We start from the raw sequence: 1,804 nt of genomic DNA on the forward strand, positions 1-1,804 counted from the left end.
CCTCCCATAATAATCTTTGTTTTTCTCTTGTTAACTCGCTTTTTCTCACATTTTCATTTCTTCATAGAGATATTTTCTAAGTCTATGTCATTCCCCTTGGCCATAAATCATGGATATTCGGATGTTTAGGGTACACAAAACAAGACGTCGTCTCATTCTGCTATGATCGGCCTTTCTTTCCCCTACTCCTTACGGCAGCCTAACCTCCCATGTCATACAGGATCTCCTTTACTTCTGGGTCCTTAATTCCTTCGTTCTGCTTATCCATAAAGGGGCGTCATGATGCTCCTTCGCTGAGTCTCTGCTCTGATGGTAAGAAATCTGACTTGGCTCTCTATGTTTATGAATTTCTTCTGTTCCTTTCAGCACCTTGCGGCGGACGTCTCCTGAATCTCACAGTCGTTCTTTTTATGCTGCCTGCGGCTGCCTGTGAATGTCAGAAAGCATCTTCTGCGCATCATAGGTCACTCCATTTGCAAGGATGGCATAAAAGACCCGTATCAGCTTACAGCTGATCGCAATCACGGATTGTTTCTTCTTGAGCGGATTATTCGCTCTTGTCGTGTAATACTCATGCAATGACTTAAACTCTGGGTTCTTCGCTATCAGCGGAATTGCTGCATTGAACAGCACTGCCCGCAGCTTACTCCGACCTCTTTTGCTTATGGTCGTCTGTCCTTTGTGCTTTCCAGAGCTGTTCTCCCGTAATGAGAGTCCTGCCAGCTTTTGTATCTGTCTGGGTGATTCGAAACGCCTCACATCACCCACTTCTGCCAGAAATCCGGCTACCGTGATCACTCCTATACCTTTGATGGCAAGCATCTGCTCGCTTTCGGGTATCTTCCTGCACAGCTTTTCTATCTCCTCCATAACGGCGTCAAGCTGTGCCTTTTTGTATTCGTAATCCTCGAGCAACAGTTTCATTTCATACCGGGCAGCCGAAGAGCCTTTCTTTAAGCCGATGCTGCGTTTTGCTGTCTCACACAGGGTCGTTGCCCTTTTCATTCCTACAGCCCTAAGCTTTGCATCACGCCAGATTTGATTGATTTTCTCGGCTCCCAGTTCCACGATTGCTTCCGGAGTACAAACTTTCTTTAGAAGCAGCATACTGCTCTGTGCTTCATAGTCCCCAAACACATCTGTGTACTCGGGGAAATATATGGCGAACCATCTGGCAAATCTGTTTTTGATCTGGGTCATCTCCCTGATGAGTCTCTTACGATTGGCCACCATAATTCTTAAATCAGCATACACACCATCCGGTGTATATGGTGCAGAATACCGGCCCTCGGTAACCAGCTTTGCGATCACCTTCGGATCCTTCCTGTCATTCTTGCTTTGGCTGTTGTCATCCAGTTCCTTGGTCTGCTTTACCGCATAAGGGTTAACCATAACCAGGAGGATGCCCTCATCCTCAAGATAAGCGCCAAGGTCAAACCAGTAATGACCTGTCGGCTCGATACCTACGATTACATCTGACTTTCTGTACTTGTCCTGCAAATGCTGCATCCATGCTTTAAAGGCTTCAAAACCTTCTCTGCTGTTGCTGAACGTAAAGACTTTTCCGAGTTCAATGCCTCTCCAGTCAAATGCCCTGGCGTACTGTGTTGTGCTTCCGATATCAATTCCAACTACCAAAGTTGATTCTTTTACTTGATTGATTTTTTCATTCTGCTTATAATTCATTTGTGGGTGTCTCCTTTGAACAATGATTCTTATTAACCGCCAAGTTAACAATCATTATTCTATGGGTGGCACTCATTTTTTGCAAACCGGTTATTTGTTACTTAACAGGAATGCTCCT

1 protein-coding gene is annotated in these 1,804 nt (G+C 45.1%); it reads right to left on the bottom strand.

Annotation, left to right across the window (positions count from 1 at the left end; all coding sequences use genetic code 11):
* Positions 1-408: 408 nt before the first annotated feature.
* Positions 409-1,686 carry an IS110 family RNA-guided transposase gene (locus ACZMIG_RS14720; protein ID WP_487889763.1) on the bottom strand — a complete coding sequence of 426 codons (1,278 nt, stop codon included), beginning with the start codon at positions 1,684-1,686 and terminating at the stop codon, positions 409-411.
* Between the last annotated feature and the right edge of the window lie 118 nt (positions 1,687-1,804).

The organism is Xylanibacter sp. (assembly GCF_057607445.1).

What these genes read in the sequence shown, in the direction of transcription:
- ACZMIG_RS14720 (WP_487889763.1), bottom strand. Translation starts at nt 1,686, where the DNA reads ATGAATTATAAGCAGAATGAAAAAATCAATCAAGTAAAAGAATCAACT.